Source organism: Marinobacter azerbaijanicus, assembly GCF_030250645.1.
GTDB classification, from domain to species: Bacteria; Pseudomonadota; Gammaproteobacteria; order Pseudomonadales; family Oleiphilaceae; genus Marinobacter; species Marinobacter azerbaijanicus.
Genome location: NZ_JASSVS010000001.1, coordinates 298,612 through 314,966, shown reverse-complemented (window position 1 = coordinate 314,966; position 16,355 = coordinate 298,612). Strand labels below are relative to the sequence as shown.

General features: G+C 51.4%; 14 protein-coding genes. 6 read left to right on the top strand and 8 right to left on the bottom strand.

All coding sequences use genetic code 11. The features are described 5' to 3' along the window. The first annotated feature begins 31 nt into the window (after positions 1–31). The 3 genes from QPM17_RS01440 to QPM17_RS01430 all read left to right on the top strand — a co-directional run bounded on the left by QPM17_RS01440 (position 32) and on the right by QPM17_RS01430 (position 3,143). Positions 32–1,081 carry a class I SAM-dependent methyltransferase gene (locus QPM17_RS01440; RefSeq protein ID WP_285388152.1) on the top strand — a complete coding sequence of 350 codons (1,050 nt, stop codon included), beginning with the start codon at positions 32–34 and terminating at the stop codon, positions 1,079–1,081. After that, positions 1,078–2,124 carry a Gfo/Idh/MocA family protein gene (locus QPM17_RS01435; RefSeq protein WP_285388150.1) on the top strand — a complete coding sequence of 349 codons (1,047 nt, stop codon included), beginning with the start codon at positions 1,078–1,080 and terminating at the stop codon, positions 2,122–2,124. Before QPM17_RS01440 ends, QPM17_RS01435 begins: the two co-directional genes overlap by 4 nt. A gap of 65 nt (positions 2,125–2,189) precedes the next feature. After that, positions 2,190–3,143: a UDP-glucuronic acid decarboxylase family protein gene (locus tag QPM17_RS01430; protein WP_285388148.1), complete on the top strand. Its 954-nt coding sequence runs from the start codon at positions 2,190–2,192 to the stop codon at positions 3,141–3,143. A gap of 51 nt (positions 3,144–3,194) precedes the next feature. Here QPM17_RS01430 and QPM17_RS01425 read toward each other — a convergent pair whose 3' ends face one another. The 8 genes from QPM17_RS01425 to QPM17_RS01390 all read right to left on the bottom strand — a co-directional run bounded on the left by QPM17_RS01425 (position 3,195) and on the right by QPM17_RS01390 (position 12,455). Then, on the bottom strand, positions 3,195–4,130 hold the full coding sequence (locus QPM17_RS01425; protein ID WP_285388146.1) for a glycosyltransferase family 2 protein: 936 nt from the start codon (positions 4,128–4,130) through the stop codon (positions 3,195–3,197). 23 nt (positions 4,131–4,153) lie between these two features. Continuing rightward, positions 4,154–5,053, bottom strand: coding sequence for a hypothetical protein (locus QPM17_RS01420; protein ID WP_285388144.1), 900 nt, complete (start codon positions 5,051–5,053; stop codon positions 4,154–4,156). Further along, positions 5,050–6,267: a glycosyltransferase family 4 protein gene (locus QPM17_RS01415; protein WP_285388141.1), complete on the bottom strand. Its 1,218-nt coding sequence runs from the start codon at positions 6,265–6,267 to the stop codon at positions 5,050–5,052. The genes QPM17_RS01420 and QPM17_RS01415 overlap by 4 nt, the downstream gene beginning before the upstream one ends. After that, the gene (locus QPM17_RS01410; protein WP_285388140.1) at positions 6,264–7,859 is read right to left on the bottom strand and encodes a hypothetical protein; all 1,596 of its coding nucleotides are present in this window, start codon (positions 7,857–7,859) and stop codon (positions 6,264–6,266) included. Before QPM17_RS01410 ends, QPM17_RS01415 begins: the two co-directional genes overlap by 4 nt. Continuing rightward, positions 7,859–8,770: a glycosyltransferase family protein gene (locus QPM17_RS01405; protein WP_285388137.1), complete on the bottom strand. Its 912-nt coding sequence runs from the start codon at positions 8,768–8,770 to the stop codon at positions 7,859–7,861. Before QPM17_RS01405 ends, QPM17_RS01410 begins: the two co-directional genes overlap by 1 nt. 111 nt (positions 8,771–8,881) lie before the next feature. Continuing rightward, positions 8,882–9,889, bottom strand: coding sequence for a methyltransferase domain-containing protein (locus tag QPM17_RS01400; RefSeq protein WP_285388135.1), 1,008 nt, complete (start codon positions 9,887–9,889; stop codon positions 8,882–8,884). A gap of 39 nt (positions 9,890–9,928) precedes the next feature. Next, positions 9,929–10,978, bottom strand: coding sequence for a sulfotransferase family protein (locus QPM17_RS01395; protein WP_285388133.1), 1,050 nt, complete (start codon positions 10,976–10,978; stop codon positions 9,929–9,931). Continuing rightward, complete coding sequence (locus QPM17_RS01390) at positions 10,971–12,455, bottom strand: oligosaccharide flippase family protein (RefSeq protein WP_285388131.1); 1,485 nt, start codon at positions 12,453–12,455, stop codon at positions 10,971–10,973. The genes QPM17_RS01395 and QPM17_RS01390 overlap by 8 nt, the downstream gene beginning before the upstream one ends. A gap of 440 nt (positions 12,456–12,895) precedes the next feature. On the opposite strand from QPM17_RS01390, the gene rfbG reads away from it, so the two are divergent. The 3 genes from rfbG to QPM17_RS01375 are packed head-to-tail and all read left to right on the top strand — an operon-like array spanning position 12,896 to position 16,316. After that, positions 12,896–14,059, top strand: a complete 1,164-nt coding sequence (rfbG, locus tag QPM17_RS01385) for a CDP-glucose 4,6-dehydratase (protein ID WP_285388130.1) — start codon at positions 12,896–12,898, stop codon at positions 14,057–14,059. Further along, positions 14,059–15,372: a lipopolysaccharide biosynthesis protein RfbH gene (rfbH, locus tag QPM17_RS01380; RefSeq protein WP_285388128.1), complete on the top strand. Its 1,314-nt coding sequence runs from the start codon at positions 14,059–14,061 to the stop codon at positions 15,370–15,372. Before rfbG ends, rfbH begins: the two co-directional genes overlap by 1 nt. Beyond that, positions 15,369–16,316 carry a class I SAM-dependent methyltransferase gene (locus tag QPM17_RS01375; protein ID WP_285388127.1) on the top strand — a complete coding sequence of 316 codons (948 nt, stop codon included), beginning with the start codon at positions 15,369–15,371 and terminating at the stop codon, positions 16,314–16,316. Before rfbH ends, QPM17_RS01375 begins: the two co-directional genes overlap by 4 nt. Positions 16,317–16,355: the final 39 nt, after the last annotated feature.

Here is a 16,355-nt window from a genome sequence, read left to right as displayed (position 1 = left end):
AATTCGAAAAGATGCCCGGAGATGGGTTGTGATGTCAGAACTCGATGGACCGAATACCAGGGTGGGCGGACTCTTCGTCTGTCCTCAATGCCGCAACAGGTTATTAAAGCAGCCGGAGAGTTTCCGATGCGTTGATTGCGGAAAAGAATACCCGGTTATTTTTGGGATCGCCGATTTTCGCATTCGGTCTGACCGATACCTCAGCCTGGAAGAGGAGCGCGCTAAAGCCAGACGCCTGGCGACGGAAGTGGAACAGAGCTTTTCTGCGATGCTGGACTACTATTATGATATTACCGACGACGTTCCACCTGTACTTGCGGCTCGATACAAGGCTTATCACTACAACAGCCCACGGCAGGCCCGTTATAGTTTGGAGCGGTTGGGCATCGCATCTGACGATGTGATTCTGGACGTGGGCTGTGGTACTGGAGGTGCTCTTATTGCGGCCGCAGAGAAGGGCTCTCAGGTGTATGGAATGGATATCGCACTACGCTGGCTTATGATCTGCCAGCAGCGGTTAAGAGAGCAGGGGATCTCTGCGACTCTGGTGTGCGCAGACATTGAGGCCTCACCATTTCCGGACGGGTCTTTTTCAAAAATAGTCGCAACCGATTTGCTGGAAAACGTGTATTCGGTGGAGAAATCTTTGTCAGCTATGGGGCGCCTTCTCAAGGCAGACGGCAAGTTATGGCTTGCCGGTAGCAATAAGTTCTGTCTTGGTCCACACCCCAGTACCCGGCTTTGGGCCATCGGTTATTTTCCCGGAAAGTGGCGCCGTAGACTGGTCACGGGATTGAGAGGCGTCGATTCGCTCCGATTTATCAATTTGATTTCACCGGCGCGCATCATTCGCTATGCTAAACGCATTGGATTGCACGTAAATATGCTGTCTCCCCGGATGGTGGCGTTGGATGGCGAAGGTACCTACCCCGCAATTGACAGGGTAATGATTAAGATCTACGTCGCGGTTGCACGGTTACCTTTGTTGCGCCAGCTGCTGATCTGGATCGGTCCAGCTTTTGAGATGGCATTGCAAAAAGCACCACATTCAAAGGAATCAAAGGGAGTTGACCAGGCATGATGCGCTTCGGATTAATTGGGCTAGGGGGAATTGGAGAGGTTCGCAAAAAGGCACTTGAAGTCTCCGATGAATGTGAACTGACAGCCGCATTTGATCTTGATGCAAACGTATTGGTCCAATTGCCCGATGATGTCACTGTGTTTAAAGACGCAGAACAGCTCCTCAAATCCGATGCCTGTGATGCAGTCATCATTTCGACACCTACCCACTTTCATAAAGACCTTGCAATAACCGCGCTGGAAAACGGCAAGCATGTCATCGTGGAGAAACCGATGGCCAGCTCGCTTGCCGAATGTGAACAGATGGTTGAAACGGCCGAGCGCTGCGGCAAAATCCTGACGGTCGGTTTCAATCATCGCTATTTTGCAGCCATTAAAGAAGTGAAAGCCGCCATCCAAAACGAAGCTCTTGGCACGCTACGCTATGTCAAAGGGTACGCCGGGCACACGGGGCTATCTGAATTCAAATCGGCCTGGATGTACGACAAGGATAAGATGGGTGGTGGTACCCTTATGGACAACGGCATTCACACGTTGGATCTGATCTGCTACCTCATCAATGACGAAATTAACGAAGTGTCGGGTATGATCAGCACTAAAACCTGGCAACTCGACCGCACCGAGGACAACGCCTTTGTTCAGCTGCGCAGTCAGTCCGGCGTTATGGGCAGTCTGCACAGTAGCTGGACTGAATGGAAAGGTTATCATTTCTATGTAGAGGCTTACGGCGACCTGGGCATGGCTCGCGCTTACTATGCCCCCATGAGCTCGACTATCATTACGATGGATAAGCTAGGAGGCCAGGCCAGCAAGAAACGGAACTTCTATATACCCGCCATTTTCCGTGAAAAATTCAAGGGTTGGCAATCAACGGTCGTGCAGACCTTTGTTGAAGAGTTTCATGACTTTGTAAGTATGACGAACGGCGGGCCGGCAGGTGCCATTGCGACTGCAAAGGACGGTCTTCGCAGCATCGCCATACCCAATGCTGTCTACGACAGTGACCGGGATCATCGGGTTGTGACCTTGAATCGCCCGGGTTAGGCGTGGATCAGACGTGGTGGCATGAACTTGCTGCTCAACAGGGGTTAAAGGAGTGTGCAGGGACTATGAAAAACAGGATCATCGTAACAGGTGGAGCCGGGTTTCTGGGCAGTCACCTTTGTGAGCGTCTTCTTGGCGAAGGCCACGAAGTCATTTGCGTTGACAACTTCTTCACTGGCCAGAAGCGCAACATTGTCCATTTGATGGACAATCCTTATTTTGAGGTTCTTCGCCATGACATCTGCTTCCCCCTGTACCTTGAGGCAGATGAGATCTATAACCTTGCTTGCCCCGCCAGCCCCATCCATTACCAAAGACATCCGACACAGACCACCAAAGTGAATGTCAATGGAAGCACCAATATGCTTGGTCTGGCGAAACGCATTGGTGCAAGAATATTGCAGGCATCTACCAGCGAAGTCTACGGCGACCCTACGGTTCACCCGCAAAAGGAAGACTACTGGGGCAATGTGAATCCAATAGGCCCACGTTCATGCTATGATGAGGGCAAGCGCTGCGCCGAAACGTTGTTCATGGATTACCGAAAACAACATCAGTTGGGTATCAAGATCGTTCGTATTTTCAACACCTATGGCCCCCACATGCATCCGCACGATGGGCGTGTGGTCTCCAATTTTATTATGCAGGCGTTAAGGAATAAATCGATCAGCATCTACGGTAATGGCAGTCAAACGCGATCATTCTGCTACTGCGATGACCTGATCGATGGATTTGTCAGAATGATGAGCACGTCGGATGACATCATTGGCCCGACGAATCTTGGCAACCCGAATGAATTTACAATCAAGCAGTTGGCTGAACAGGTAATTGAGCTCACCGGCTCAAAATCCCGCATCGACTACCTGCCACTCCCGCAGGACGATCCCAGGCAACGTTGCCCAGATATCACGAAAGCCAGAACCGAGTTGGGTTGGCAGCCAACCGTTGAATTAAAAGAGGGGCTGATCAAAACCATCGCTTATTTTGATGGGCTTTTGACCGAGGACCCAAACCTTTAACCCAAAGGAAACGGGGGTGTGCAGGCACCCCATGGACCGGCTTTTGTGTATCTACTCAATTTCCTGTAATGCATCCCGCGGGCCGAACAGGTAGCCCCATGCTTCTCCAACCCCCCAGACCAGATAGAACAACACCAGATAAGGTGCAGCCTCAGCCAGGTGAGAACGAACACTGGCTTTATGACGAGCGTTCTGGAAGAAACGGAAGGTCAGCAATGGAGGTAGTACGACGGATGCCATGGCGTAAATCAGCCGCTTCGCTTTCTGCTCAGGCGCAAAGCGAATGCCTGCGTAATAGCGTGAATAGACAAAACGCTGTCTCAGAAACAGTCCAAGACTGAATTTTTTGCAATGATAAATGCGCACGTTGTCGTCTGCGATAAGAATATGACCCCATTCGTGCAACAAAGGGTGCAACGTGGTTTCCCAGAAACCTGATGTCAGTACCTGCTCGTCCACTTCCTTGAAAATTTCACGCCGGTACGCCACATTCATTCCGGCCAGATTTGGCGTGGGGCCGCTCTCGATCGGGGGCGACATGGGGGCGTATTCACACAGGAACGTCGCCCAATCGAGCCCCGTATCTGTCACACCATTGACCACGCTGCCACCAATTGCAGACGCTTCGGGGTGTTCGGAAAATGCCCGTGTGAACTGTTTCAGCCAGTCTCGGGGCGGCACACAATGGTCCTCTGTGACCAGCACAAAGTCTCCCGACGCCTGATTTGCTGCTCGCGTGCGCATTGTTGGCAGATCGGTATCGGGGGAACATTTGATGATCTTTGTGCTGGGATAGTCACTTTTGACCCGCTGGGAAACGTGATCGCTGATGCGATCAGCAAGCAAGATTTCCAGGGATGGGTTTTCTTCCTGATGATGCAGCGACTCAAGCGTTTCCAGGATTCGATCATCATCTTCTGTGCTTACCCGACCGATGACGATGGAATAGGTAACGATTTGATTATGTTCGTTGTGAGTGTCAGTCAATGTGAAATCTCTCCTTGTAATCACTAGTCAAGAAATATTCCATCTTCCGGGGTTCCCGCGATGTAACCTGCGCATTCTCCTAAAGACCAGGCGCACTCGGATACAAGAATGGACATGGAAAAATGCAGTACCTCCCGGGATACCGCCGGTGATCGCTTTGACGCTCGCAAAATACGACTATATCTGAGTACTGGGAGGATGAGTATTCCAGCGGCATAGAGGAATCGCCGGTGGCCCAATACCTCTGCATGACTTGCACCATAAAGACGGCCATGGCAATAGCGTCTGCGAAGGTAATAACTCCAGGCGTATTGCTTCAGATAGGTGACGGGCATGTCATTGCATGCCGTGGGCGTAATGCCCAGTCTTTCCTTTACCTGGCGGAGAAAAAAGGTTTTTTGAAACCCTTTGCCAACCAGAGATACGTTCCGAAGTAATTCTCGCTGGAAGGTAATATTATTGCCCGGGTACTCGGGTAATTCGGGGTCGATGGGAGCCCTGAACTGAGCGTATTCGATCAGGTAACCAATGTTGCTGGAATCCTTTTCAGGCCAGCCTGTGTTGACCGGCCCAAAGAATACCGGCGTTTCGTCGTGCATTCTTTGCCGCACTGCAGGAAGCCAACCCTGCGCCGGAGGGCAAGAGGCATCCAGTAATGCGATGTAGCGGCTATGGGTCTGTTGGATGATCGCTGCATACTGTTCAAAGAAAGGCGTGCCGCTGGAAAACCTGAATACTGACAGGTTGTCCTCAGGTACATCCATATCCTGATTGTCCAGCAGCGCAATGCAAACCTCGATATCCGGCTGATTCAGCACATCGGCGGTTGCCAGGTGCTCTCTGAGGAAGGCGTGGTCGGCCCTGGTGTTGGAAGCGATAGCAAGTGTAAGCAGAGGTTGGGGCTTTGCCGCTTCGTTATTCATCGATCATGACCCCGTAATTCGGCAATCACCGCCAGGTAATCGTCCAGGTAACGCTGACGGGTATAGAATTTCCGGATTGCGTTTAACGCCAGCTCTGACAAGTGTTCGCGTAATCCGGCCTGCCGAGCCATCCGATGCACTAAGGCCGGTAACTCGCTGTCTTCCTGGTAGACAAAGCCTGCTTTCGTCGTTTCGATTATTTCGGCGCAGCCACCTGCATCCCTGACGATGGCCGGGGTGCCACAGGCCATGGCTTCGACCGCTGTCAGCCCAAAGGTTTCCGGTGCAATGGACGGGAAGATCAGCGCGGTTGCACTGCTATAAAGCTCTATCAGTGAGGTTTCATCAAGCCGGCCGGTAAAGTGGATATTGGGGAAATGGGCAAAACGTTCCTTTAAATGAGGGAGGGCATCGCCGTCTCCGGCAAGTACCAGCTCATATTCTTTGAATGTTGTGAATTGCTCAAGCACGGACTCCACACCCTTGGATGCGGTGATCCGACCGCTATACACAAATTTCGGAGGATCGTTGCGGCTCCAGTTGCCTGTCATTTCCCTTGATGGGGCCAGGCGTGAGTAGAGCGGAATAATGCACGTCGGAACGCCGGGATAGAATTGCTTGTGCTGGTTTGCTGTGAATTGGCTTGGTGCGATGAGGCAATCAATTTGTTCAAGATGGCGTTTGGCCAGGCCAGTGTATCGCCAGAATTGAGGTGGGACACCGGAGCGCACGCAGCATTGCAGGCATTGGCGGGAGTCACAACGCTTCACGCCGTTTTTCCAGAATATATGGGTGGCACAGACCAGCCAGTGTTCATGCAGGGTGTAGAGCTTCACCGGCGCCTCGCCGAGAGAGAGTATGGCAGGGCCTCCCACCAGTGAAATGTTGTGATAGTTGATGACGTCAAAATCTTCATTGAGCAGGTCGGTGATAGCGCCTGCTTTAAGAGCAGGATGCCCGAGTTGCTGCGTCAGTAACGGCGAGAGCGCACCCAGGGGGCTCTTGAGCCGGCACACGTCCACACCTTCGTCGTCGTAACGCTGGGGCAGGCCGGGATCGTTTGTATTGGAACTGAGCCGGTACGCATCCTCACAGTGGATAACGCGGACATAGTGACCAAGGCTGACCAGTGAAACGGCCAGTTCCCTGACGAAGATGCCGTCCCCACCAAAATTATAGGGTGGATAGAAAGTGGTCACCATACAGAATTTCATCGTGACCTCGGTTTGTTAATTGTTAAATTAGCTGCAGACTCAGGCGTTTCACAGGACTGTCGTTCGTAGCGGTAAACAACGAAGTGTTCGTTTCTGAAAACCGATCTGAAACATTGGCTCGGAGGCTCAGAACGATTCAGGGGGAGCATCCATGCTTCGAGGTTCATATCAACGTAGTAATCGGCTCTTAGAGCATCAAAAAAACGGTTAACCGTTTCAGGGTCGCTGTAAATTGGTGATGGCCAGGTTGCACTTTGCCGTTCGGTCATCAGGGCCATTATCCGGGGCTTGATAAAAATGATGGTGTCGTCAGCCTCGGTTTCGTCCCTGATAAAACGGAACATGGCTTTTGCGTCTGGGTGAGTAATCCCCCTTTCAAGCTGAAGGTGCTCCATGGAGGTCATGACCGGCAGGCTGATCAGCGCAAGTATCAGGCAATACGCGGCAGCCACAGCGTATTTCAGTCGGGGTAGCCGAGGAAAAATCGTCTGCCGGCAAAAAAGAAAACCGTAGAACAGGAAAAATGGAAAGATCGGTATCAGATAGCGGATAGTGGAAGGCGCACCGAAGAGCAGCAGTACCGCAATGTACCCGCCCAGAAATATTTCCAGAACTGTGATCCGCCGGAAAAGCGCTTGAATAAAACCACCGACCGCAAGCAGGCTGAACAGGTTAAACACTAGCTCATTCAGCATATTGATGACGGAACTGGAAGAGGGGGGCCAGAACCTCTGAAGAGCCCAGCGGTAACCGATAATTCGCTCCAGAATATGGCTTGGATTGAGGTCTACAAAATTCAGGTGGTTCAGTTCAGCGGAAGCAGCCTGAGAGCCAATCAGGTTTTTCAGATTTTCCTCAACATACTCCGGAATAAATGAGGTTGAAAACCAGAGGTGCTGCAGCCAGGCAAACAGCGCAAAGATCCCCAATGCTCCGATGCTAACCAATGAAATACGGCGCCGGCACACGAGATCGAATGTCAGAAGCGTCAGTGGCAGAACAATACCGATTTCACGAGTACCATAGGCCAGATACATCGAGCAGCCAATCAGGATGCTTGCTGTTACTTTTCTGCCGGTAGCCTCGGGCTGCTCCCGGCCAGTGTCCAGAAAAAACAGCATCAGGAAAAGCGAAAGATAGCAGAAGGCTGTGAAGGTGAAATCGGCGCGGATCAGATTGGTGAAATCCCACAGGTAGGGGTTGAGGCCGACCACAAGTATCAGGAAAAAGACCCAGCGTTGCTCCAGATATCTCCCGAAAATCTTTGCTGCCAGCCATAGAGAAATACAAAAGCAGGCAACGGCCACCCACTTCAGCATTTCCAAATCCAGACCGAACACGGCATACACAGGTGCCAGCAGCATTGGAAAGACGGGGGGGTAACCGTAGGGACCAACGAACCTGGACGCCGGATTTAGCAGGTAACCCGTATCCAGATAGTGTCTGCCCTCTACGAGGTTTTGAGCATGGAGAATATAAAGGCTGAAATCTCCGCTCCAGTTCTGCCCGTCTACCAAGGTCAAAAGGTAAAAAACCGCCAGCGCCAGAATGGCGAGCAAAACCGATAAGGGATGATCAGCCCAGTTTCTCATTACTGCCAGTCCGCCAGAGTATTGCCGCTACCCAGAAGATAGCCTGTGCACTCCCCGACGCTCCATACGGTTTCAAACATAACAATCCACAGAGCTGTGGTTGCTACTTGTTCACGGGTGTATGCCAGTGCCTTAAGAGAGCGAAGCGAAAGAACAAATGGCAAAAGTACACAGGCCAGTGCGCGCACCAATCGGGAGGAAACAGTAAGGTTACGCGCCTGAAGGCCACCGTAGAGCCGACCGTGGTTAAACCTTGAAAGAAAGGATGTGCCTGCTGAATCGGCATTGCGCAGCGTCACAGAGAGGTTTTCATGGATGTACAGCCCGTGTCCGTCACCTCTGATTCGGGGATTGATTTCTGACTCTATTAGCCCATCCCCATTCATATAGCTCATTACGAGTGCACGCCGGTACAGCAAATTGACTCCCGGCAGCGTGTTTGCCAAAAGTACGCTTTTTCCTTTGCTTTCTCTCCGGCCATGAAGTGCTGCGGGAAAGAACGAGCCATAATCTGAGCAGTACAGGGCGCGTGCGCGCCTGTCGAGGGGGCTGCCCAGTCGCACAGGGCCGGATGCACCGGCAGCGTCCTTAATCTCCATGACAGCCTCGCAACCTGAACGCCAGGAATCGTCAACCGTGCAGGTATCCTCGATAAAAGCTATCCACTCCGATGTGCAATGGTTGGTTGCCAATGCGCGTTTTGCTGGCACGCTGCAACCACTACTGTCTATCCATTCGATGCAGTGATCACGGATGATGTCTCTAGCTTTTGGAGTAATGGCGCCGGGATCTGCGACAATGACGCTGCGTAGTCCGGTGGCCAGGATAGAGCGAACACTGTTTTCAAGCGCCGCTCCTCCGACAATGCAGATGCAAGCAATAGTCAGTTGATTAGCGGTATCAGTGGTCATTGTCCGGCCAGTTAAATGTACTCTTTGCGATAGGCAATTTGGTAAATAGCCAATGGAGTGGTTTTGTCATTCCGGTGTCATCCTTGATTCAATCGCGGTACCAGGCGCAATTCAGTGCCTGAGAGTTCCGCACACACGGTAATAGGCACCAAAAAAAGGCAGAAACACTTTCACCAGCGGAATTTCAACCAACCGGTTGTAAATGCGTGCCAGCCTTCGCTTGTTCTTTGTGAAGCTCGACAACTCGTGCTCTGGAATCCCTGGAAAAACAATTCGGGAATCAAAACCTCTCGCCTTGGAGAACAGTTTCCTGGTTTCCCGAACGCTCAGCAAACGGGTAAATGCGTAGGACTGGTTTTTGACTAACTTTACGTAGCGGGCCTGAAGCGAACGGGGCAAATAGCCCACACCCCAGACATTCACATGGGGCTCTGGTGATAGACTGTAGCGATTCGGTGTTGACAGTGCGAAAAAACCTCCGGAATTGAGTACGCGTCCCAGCTCTCTTACATACGCATCTTGATCACCTACGTGCTCAATGACATCCAGCGAAATAATGGCTTCGACGGAGTCATCGGCTAACGGCAGTTGTTCAGCAAACCCAGCGGCCAGGTTCGGATGGCCACCGTGGCGCTCTACCAAATGACGAGCAACGACCAGCCACTCCATTGAAACATCAACTCCCGCCACCTCGCAGCCTCGTGTTGCGGCAGCAGCGAGCATTTGGCCCGGACCACAACCAATTTCCAGGATAATTCCGTTCGACTCAACGGCGGATTTCAGCCAGTCTGAGCATTGGGATTGACATTTTTCTACGCCGGCAAGTATCTGGCGAGTGCGGTAATCGGCCTGGATTTCACTCATGCCCCGGCTGAAGCAGAAGATATGGCGGATTGTGGCTTCGAGCCCCTCTCGACAGATTCGGTCAGCAGCCTCGAGAGCTCTCGTACGATCCTCGTTTAAATCAATCCATGAGTCCATCTCTACGCGCAGATCGGGAATGCCATGTACGACCGGATACTTTGTTTGGCAGGCTTCACAATGCAGATCCTCATTGGTTTGTCCTAAAGAGCCTCGACAGGAGGGGCAACACCAGAGCGTGTCGAGCAAACTGTGCATGGCGGCTATTCCCTATCCTTTAATCTGGATTCCATCTTTTTAATCATATGCACTGGAGAGGCGCGACTTTGCGCGGAAAACCTCTCCGGTAGCGGAATTGACATCGAATCCGATCAGCGGCGCAAGAGTGGAAATCTCAGGTAATAATTCGCTGATTTCTCGTCGGTTTTTATCTGCGCTGCCAACATCCGAAGTATCAGCAAAAGAATTGATATTGATCCTGGCAAGTTCCGCCATCCTTGCTTTAAGCTCTGACGACATATTCAGCTCCAATTTGTTTGCCAGATGATCAAGTACCTGTTCGGGATGGTGCTGGATATCCTCCAGGAAAATTTCACTATATTTCGAATCGGGGACTGTGTCACGTGCGCTTGCGATAGCTCGAACGTATTCGGACCACTGCCTGAAGGCAATTACCGGAACGGTTGAGTTGACCAGGTCGCGCCAACCCGGTATCAGCGTGAAACACCAGCGACGATCAAAGCCATAATCCGGGATGTTCAGGGTTTCGGGAACAAAATAGGCGCGAAAGCGACCGCCGGGATCTCGCCAGCCGTTTATGAACGAATTGATGACAGCACAGGGGTCTCGATGAATGACAACAAATTGGGCGTCGGGGAAGATCTTCAGAATGTATTGAATCCGCAAGGCGTTATCTGGTGTTTTTTCTATAAATCTGACCGCTTGCGGCTTGTCTGGTGAGCGTGCACGAATAAAAGCTTCAGCATAACGACGTTCGCGGCTTGGGTGGGCTCTCTTCGCGTCGATCACATCACTGTCCCAGCCGGTTTTCCGTGGATGGTGGAAGTGACGCCAGATGTCGTGGCCTTCGTGCGGCATTGCCGCCAGATCAGGGTGTAGCGAAAGCATCCTGAACAATAGGCTGGTACCTGAGCGGGGGACGCCAATGACAAAGATAGGTGACTGATATCGGGGCCCTTCTAACCAGGCTTTGGCGAATCGCATGCCGCGGCGGAGATTGATGCGTCGAATAGCATTATACCCTCGCCAGGTGACACCGTATTTGTCGTCAAATGCCCTTAGCCACCATGGCAACTGAGACTTTGCCTTCTCCGATTGCTTACCCATTGCCGTCCGTTCCTCGCGTCCTTATTCGGCTGATTCCATCCAAAACCATCCGTTTCTGTTCCACTGGTAGCAGCTTCCACAAGATCGGGGTTAGTAATGCGACATAAACCACCCTTGCTGCAAAGCCTATCATCGAAAACTCTTCGAGATAAGGAAATAGAAGCCCGGTAAAGATGATGCCTACAAGACACAGAACTATTCTAAGCCAAACCCCTGGCGGAATGTTTGTCTTGAATCGCCTTGACAGTCTCAATGGAATGGCCAGGCCATTGAGGAAAACGCTCAACGACAATGAGAGGGCTGCGCCGGGCAGCCCGAATCGTTCAACCAGGAAGGGGGTTGCCGCAATGGCGACAATGTAGGAAAGAAGTGTGCTGATAGAAAAGAACTTCACGTCATCGAGTCCCACAAGAAGCTGTCGGTATACATTGACAATGACATACATGCTTTGCCAGAAAATAAACAGATAGAGGTAGCCAGAAGCTGGCCTGAACTCAGAGGAATACAGGATCGTCAGGGCCAGTTTGGGAAAAAGAAGAAACGGGAGGGACAGTATGAAAATAATTAGAATCATCAACCCCTGGAATTCATGCGCATTATCGAACTTCTCCTGATTTGGAATATTTCGGTTCAGAATAGGCGTGAGATAAAGAATATTGAGCGGGCCTGAAATTGCGCCCAGTGCCAGTGCAATTCCGAACATGGCCTGTAGAAAACCAGCCTGAGCCTCGCCCATCGTAGAGAAAACTTCGTAGCGCGCTATCAGCATAGCGATTGAGTAAGCTGATAAAGCCGCGTGACCGAACAGTGAAAAGGAAATGATTTCGGGGCTTCGCCGCAGTTCTTTCAGAATACCTGCTGATGGGTCGCTGATGTTCAAAGATAGCTTTCTTTTGATATACCAGACTGATCCAACAGTGGTAACAACGCCCGTGATGGCCACACATACATAAATAGCATTCATCCCGAAAAGCCAAGCGGCGCTGCTCGCCGCGAATGCGAGACAGAACGTAACCACCAGATTCAGGGTTGCACTTGCCGAAGTCATCTGAGCCGCAGCCAGCGTGTGAACAAAAAAGATGCCTAGCATCATCGCAGGGACGTTAAGGAGCGCGATGATTATGAACAGTTTGTACGGGGCTAGCTCAACTCCAAAAATGGCGGGGTTCCAGTAAGTGATTCCAATGACGATGCCGGTTGTCAAAAGCGAAAGGAGTAACAGGCCGGAAAGAAAACTTGAATAAACGGTCTGCAGACGGCTGTTCCCCTCGCTGTGGGCTCGGGACATGAATTTTAAAGAGAAAAACGGAATGCCGAAGCCGGCGACCTGAACCACCGTGAGGACGACCTGATCAATCGTTGCGATGATTCCAAATCCTGATGGGCCCAGCACCATGGACAGGATTTTTGCCCGGATCATTCCTGTCAGAATGATAAAAACCTGGATGACACCGACAGAGAAGAGGACTCTGGACATGTGGCCTTGGCCTGTATCAAGGGTAGAAATAACCTATAACGGACCTGTCACCATCACAAGTTCGTTAAAAGTAGACGCTATCGTCTTGTTTCGAATCAAGTCAATTTAATGCTGTGACGACCAGAGTATAGCGATGAAGTGCGGCTTGGGTAAGACGACTAGATTTGAAGCAGGCCCGCTGATTGGCGTGAATGAAAGTAGGCTGAGCCCGTTTGCGCCAGTTGCAATCTGACATCAGGAAAATCAGTGCTATCCTATAGTAAGAATACGTACACTGAGGCGATATGGGGTTGCAGTATTAGCAGTATCCGAACTTGATCTGCAAAACGGACTCAGCGAAATGGATTTCGGGTGGCAATGCGCGTTAAGGGAAGACCTTAACAACTCTCGTAAAGCCCTACTCTGTAAAGGGATAATCTTTATAAGGTCCGACTACCTTTATGAATAGGCAATTCGGCGATCAGTTTCGAAACAGACGTGTTCTGATCACAGGACATACCGGCTTCAAAGGTTCATGGCTGAGTGTCTGGCTTACAGAGCTTGGCGCCAAAGTCATAGGTTACAGTCTTGACCCTCCCACCGAACCCAATAATTTTCAGCTGTGCAAGCTCCAGGAAAGGCTGATCCACCATTCCGGTGATGTCCGTGATGTGGAAAACCTCACGAAGGTGATTCGCAGTTCCAAACCTGAAATTGTGTTTCACATGGCTGCACAGCCGATAGTTCTTGATTCCTACAGGGCACCAAAAGACACCTTCGACACCAACGTGATGGGAACCGTAAACCTGTTTGAAGCCGTGCGTCAGACGGAAACGGTCAAGGCCGTTGTGGTGGTGACCACGGATAAGGTCTATGCCGATCAGGGTTGGTACTGGGGTTACCGTGAAAATGACAGGCTTGGAGGTTTCGACCCATACAGTTCCAGCAAAGCGATGGCGGAACTGGCAGTTTCGTCTTACCGTAGCGCTTGGCGTGAAGCCTGGCATGAAGGTAATGATCGAATCACGTTTTCCAATCATCCAGTAGCAATTGCCTCGGCGCGCGCCGGTAATGTTATTGGTGGCGGGGATTTTGCCCGCTTCAGGCTTCTTCCTGACTGCATGCGAGCCTGTATGGAGGGCCAGCCGGTACAAGTGCGCCGCCCGGAAAGCATACGCCCCTGGCAACATTTGCTGGAGCCGTTAAGCGGATATCTTTGTCTCGCCCTCAGGTTGCTGGAAGACCCTGAAACCTTTGGTCAGGCCTGGAATTTTGGCCCGGCTGAACGGCAACCCGTGACTTCCCGTGCAGTCATCGAAAAAGCGATTGAATACTGGGGCGGTGGGCGATTCGAAACAGGCACCCAGCCAGATGATGGTCACGAAACGCCCGTCCTGAGGGTGAATTGGGACCAGGCGGCTCACCTGCTGTCCTGGTCTCCAGCTTATACATGGGAGAACGCGGTCAACGAAACGGTAACCTGGTGGAAGCTTTATAAGACCATGATTGAGAAAGACGATAGTTCTGTAGATATGTATCAGGTCTGTGCCGACCACATTGAAGAGTATGTGGAATGTGCGAGAAACCAGGGAATCGAATGGGCTTCTGGCGGGAGTTTTAAGTAATGCAGGCAGACGAACTCAGGGATCAGATAAAAGACAAGGTTGAAAGCTATTACAAGGCCGCCTTTGGACAACGCATATTTCTACCAGGTGAAACCTATATACCGGTATCGGGGCGGGTATTTTCTGAAGACGATCTGATCCACTTGATGGACGCAACGCTGGATTTCTGGCTCACGGAGGGACGGTTTGCCCGTCAGTTTGAGAAGGAATTTGCAAGTTATCTGGGTATTCGAAGTGCCATTCTCTGTAATTCGGGGTCTTCGGCTAACCTGTTGGCATTTTCGGCCTTAACATCGCCAAAGCTTGGTGAAAAGCGGTTAAAACCAGGTGACGAGGTTATAACCGTTGCCGCAGGGTTTCCAGCGACAGTTAACCCCATTATCCAGCATGGCCTGATTCCGGTTTATCTGGATGTGGAACTTGGCACCTACAACATGGACACCCGGCTTCTGGAAGAGGCGATTACCCCGAAAACCAGGGCGATCATGATAGCTCATACCCTTGGAAACCCGTTCAATCTCAACAAGGTCATGGAGTGCGCGAAAAAGCATAACCTCCGGGTTATTGAGGATAACTGCGATGCGCTTGGTTCCCTGTACGATGGCCGTCTCACAGGAACCTTTGGCGATCTGGCAACCGTAAGCTTTTACCCCGCGCACCATATCACGATGGGCGAAGGCGGTTGCGTTCTGACGAATAAGCCCATGCTCAAGAAGCTGGTTGAGTCTTTCAGGGACTGGGGAAGAGATTGCTACTGTCCTCCTGGTGATGAGAATACCTGTGGGAAACGCTATGAATGGCAGCTTGGCGACCTGCCCGACGGCTACGATCACAAATATATCTACTCTCATGTCGGGTACAACATGAAAGTAACCGATATGCAGGCAGCAGTTGGCGTGGCGCAGCTTAAAAAGTTACCCGGCTTCATCACTGCCCGTAAGAAAAACTGGCAGCGGCTTCATGATGGGTTGCAGCCTTACACGGAACACCTGATTTTACCGGAAGCGGAACCGCTGAGTGATCCGAGCTGGTTCGGTTTCCTCATTACGGTTCGCCCTGATGCTCCCTTCAGCAGGAACGATCTGTCGGAGTTCCTGGAAGGCAGAAAAATAGGTACTCGTAATCTGTTTGCAGGGAACCTGTTACGGCAACCTGCCTATGCAGGGCGGGAACACAAGGTCATCGGTGACCTTACAAATACAGACATCATCATGAATCAGACGTTCTGGATCGGTGTTTATCCAGGAATTACGGACGAGATGATCGATTACATTCTGGAAGTTTTTAAGTATTTCATGGATAACCTGCGATGACCGACTCCAACCAGGCTTCACTCTCGGCGCACGACAAGCTGTTCAAGCTGGGTGATGCCGACAGTTACAACGAAGTGGTTGATCTGTTTGACAAATACACTGAACAGGTCACCCGGCATCTACCAGCTCCGATGATGGCCATGGCAGACGTGACACCCAGTCAACGCATACTGGACATTGGTACTGGTACCGGAATTGTTGCGCTGGAGGTGGCTCGCAAATTGGGTGAACAGGGCAAAGTTGTCGGCATTGATCTTTCAGACGGCATGCTGGCCACAGCAAAAAGAAAGGCAGATAAAGAGAAACTCGCCGCTAAGGCTGAATTCCTGAAAATGGATGCCGAGGTACTGGAGTTTGAGGACGATTCATTCGACAACGTTCTTTCTCTATACGCCCTGCGCCACTTTCCAAACCCTGAAAAGGCGGTTGCCGAGATGCGCCGCGTTCTCAAACCTGGCGGCAAAGCGGTGATCGCAGTTGGAAGTAGACCAGAGCTGTTTTCCAAAGATGGTTTGGCTGCAGTATTCCGCAGATTGGGCAGCATTGTCAGGCGCCATACCGGGCGGGAGTTGGCTGCCTGCGAATTTCTGGATGAGTTGGTCAACAAACACATTCCTGAAAACGCCAACAGCGAGACGGCGGAATGGACGGGGCATCGTCACGGATTTACCGGGTCTGTCAGAGATTTGTTAGCGGCGGCGGGTTTCACCGATATCAACAGTAGCTGGCGCGGACAATATTCCGTTTTTGAGTCGCCCGAGGCGTTTTGGGAGTTACAAATGACTTTTTCCAGCCTTGCCCGCAAACGTATAGGGCAGGCAGAAGAGTCCGCAGTAAACACATTGAAACAAGAGTTTATATCGACTTGCGAAGACGTTCTGGCAAGGAAGGGGAGGCTGGTTTACCAGTCAGGGGCGGCTATCATCTCAGCGGTTAAGCCCTGACGAATCCAGCGCAGTGGTGAAGAGCAGTAATTTAATCCG